Origin of the sequence: Rubrivirga sp. (genome assembly GCF_049648075.1) — a bacterium.
GTDB lineage: Bacteria > Bacteroidota > Rhodothermia > Rhodothermales > Rubricoccaceae > Rubrivirga.
Genome location: NZ_JBARYR010000365.1, coordinates 1 through 2,980, shown reverse-complemented (window position 1 = coordinate 2,980; position 2,980 = coordinate 1). Strand labels below are relative to the sequence as shown.

Below are 2,980 nucleotides of genomic sequence, written 5' to 3'. Positions count from 1 at the left end.
GAGAACGCGCCGTTCTACTGGCGCGACATCAAGACGTACGGATCGTTCGCGTACATCTCGACGGAGGCCTACGGCCCGAACGAAGGGTTACAGATCATCGACCTGCGCGGGCTGCCGCACCACGCCGAAGAGATCGCCGTGATCCGCGGCGTGGACGACCGGCTGGTCTCGAGCCACAACCTGTCCATCGACTTGATGACGGGCCACGCGTACATGCTCAACTCGGACGGGACCGAGATCATCTGCCTCGACCTCAAGGACCCCATCGCGCCCGTCGAGGTCGCGTCCGTGCCGGTCCCGGACTCCCACGACATCTTCGCTCGTGGCGACACGCTCTACGTCGCCGAGGGCCGCGCGCCGACGTTCTCCATCTGGGACATGTCCGACAAGTCCAACCCGACCCTGATGAGCCGCGTCAACGTCCCGTCGCCGGGCTACGTCCACAACATCTGGCCGACCGACGACGGTATGTACGCGCTGACGACCGAGGAGACCGTCGACAAGACGGTCAAGGTCTGGGACCTGAGCGACCTGGACAACCCGACGCTGGTCGGTGACTGGCTCGGCACGAGCCGCATCGCGCACAACGTCCAGATCACGGGCGACCACGCCTTGGTCTCGCACTACGCCTCCGGCGTCTACATCCTGGACATCACCGACATCGCGAACCCCATCGAGGTCGCCAACTACGACACGCACCCCGAGAACGACGACGCGGCCTTCTACGGCAACTGGGGCGTCTCCATGCCGACGCCGAGCGGCTACCTCTACGCGTCCGACCTCGAGGGCACGCTGACGGTGCTCAAGTGGAATCCGAACGCCGTCGACCTGTAGAGTTTTCGTCCTCGAGGCCGAGTCTGAGCCACACCGCCTCGAGGGCGTGAACGACCCGTTGTAGGTCGTCGCCCTCGAGGCCGTGGGATGGCGGGGGCACCGTGCCGATTCGTCCCTTCGGCTCCGCTCAGGGCATGCCTCGAGGACGTGCGTGCGGTACACTGGGGCTCTGCCGCCGCCTACCGCTATGATCCGTCTCGCTGCTCTCGCCCTTCTCTTCGCGCCGCTCGCCTCGGCGCAGACCCTCGACCTGGTCGGCACGGTCGACCTGCCGGCTATCGTCACCGACTCGCTCGAGACCGGCGGCTCCGACGTCTGGGGCTACGTCGCCAACGACGGCGCCGAGTACGCCATCATGGGCGACCTCGAGGGCGTGTCCATCGTGGCCGTGCCCAGCCTCGAGGTCGTGGCCCAGATCCCCGGCCCGACCGAGCGCGCGCGGTGGTACTGGCGCGACATCAAGACGTACGGCTCGTTCGCCTACGTCACGACCGAGGCCTACGGGCGGAGCGAGGGGTTGCAGATCATCGACCTGCGCGGGTTGCCGCACCACGCGGAAGAGATTGCGGTCATGCGCGGTCCCGGCGACGCGTTCGTGTCCAGCCACAACCTGTCCATCGACACCGTCACCGGGCACGCGTACGTCTTGGATGGCAGCGAGGGAATCGTCCACGTGCTCGATCTCGAGGACGCGATCGCGCCGGTCGTGGTGGGGCAACTCGACGTGGGCGACGTCCACGACGTCTACGCGCACGACGACCGCGTCTACGTGGCCGAGGGACGCCAGCCGACGTACACCATCTGGGACTTGACGGACAAGTCCGCACCCGTCCTCGAGTCGACCATCGACGTGCCGAACGCGGGCTACGTCCACAACATCTGGCCAACCGACGATGGCCGCCACGTCGTGACGACGGAGGAGACGGCAGGCAAAACGGTCAAGGTGTGGAACATCGAGGACGCGGACAACCCGGAGTTGGTCGGCGAGTGGCTCGGCGCCAACCAGATCGCGCACAACGCGCTCGTCCAGGGTCGCTACGCGTTCATGTCGCACTACACGGCGGGCTTGTACGTCCTCGACATCGAGGACCCGTCCGCGCCGACCGTCGTCGCGCACCACGACACCTACCCGCGCCACGACGACGTCACGATGGACGGGAATTGGGGGGCGACCCTGCCGTCGCCCAACGGATACGTCTACGGGAGCGACGGGACGGGCCAGCTCACGGTCTTGCGTTGGACGCCGCCTGCCGATCTGTAGACCCGACCTCGAGGTCGGATGACGGCCCATCGGGCAAAACCACGTAGACATGGGTGGACTCACCTACCACCCCCATGTCCTTCCGACTCCTTCTTGCCGCCGCCCTCGTCCTTCCCCTCGCTGCGTGCGGCGGTGACGACTCCGACAGCTTCGACGGCGACGTCGAAGAAACCGGCGAGCCTGGCATCCTGGGCCAGCTGAGCGGCATGGCCGACGCCGTCGAGGAAATGCAGGCCGCGGCCGAGCGCCCACCGGCCGAGCCCATCAACTTCCGCGAGCTCCGTGAGCTGCTGCCCGGCGACGTCGGCGGGATCGAGCAGACGAACGTCGAGGGCTCGACCGACGGCGCGATGGGGTTCTCGATCTCCCAGGTCGAGGCCGACTACGACCTCGACGACACCCGCTACGACATCGGCATCATGGACTACGGCGCCATCCCGACCATGAGCATGATGGGCCTGGGCTGGACGATGGGCCAGATCGACCGCGAGTCCGGCACGAGCTATGAGCGGACGGTCACGTTCGGAGGCGAGAAGGGCTTGCGCAAGTACGACACCGAGTCGCGGTCCGGCGAGTTCAGCCTGCTAGTGGCCGACCGCTTCTTGGTCTCCGTCTCGGGCCGTGGCGTCGACGACGACGACCTCGAGGCCGCGCTCCGGTCGGTCGACCTCGAGGCGCTGGCGGGCATGAAGGACGTCGGCCGCCCCGAGGCGTAGCGTTCGCGGCAGCGCCTGGAGCACCGAGACCGCGCGGGCGTAGGTGAGGCTGTCCCTGCCTCGCTCTCATGCGCTACTTCGTCGTCATTGCTGTTCTCCTCGGTGCCTGCGCCGACGCCCCGGACTCGGGCGCGCCCAGCGCCGCCTCCGCCACCGGCCCGGACGCGGC

General features: G+C 67.7%; 3 protein-coding genes. All 3 read left to right on the top strand.

What is annotated here, in order from left to right; translation table 11 throughout:
• The coding region (locus tag WBA11_RS10680; protein ID WP_424520675.1) for an LVIVD repeat-containing protein at positions 1-834 on the top strand (834 nt) is incomplete at its 5' end.
• Positions 835-1,021: 187 nt separating this feature from the next.
• Positions 1,022-2,095, top strand: coding sequence for a choice-of-anchor B family protein (locus tag WBA11_RS10675; protein WP_424520674.1), 1,074 nt, complete (start codon positions 1,022-1,024; stop codon positions 2,093-2,095).
• A 74-nt stretch (positions 2,096-2,169) separates the two neighbouring features.
• On the top strand, positions 2,170-2,811 hold the full coding sequence (locus tag WBA11_RS10670) for a hypothetical protein (protein WP_424520673.1): 642 nt from the start codon (positions 2,170-2,172) through the stop codon (positions 2,809-2,811).
• Positions 2,812-2,980 lie beyond the last annotated feature (169 nt).

Excerpts from the sequence above, each read along its gene's own strand:
- WBA11_RS10670 (WP_424520673.1), top strand. The coding sequence starts at position 2,170 with ATGTCCTTCCGACTCCTTCTTGCCGCCGCCCTCGTCCTTCCCCTCGCT.
- WBA11_RS10675 (WP_424520674.1), top strand. The coding sequence starts at position 1,022 with ATGATCCGTCTCGCTGCTCTCGCCCTTCTCTTCGCGCCGCTCGCCTCG.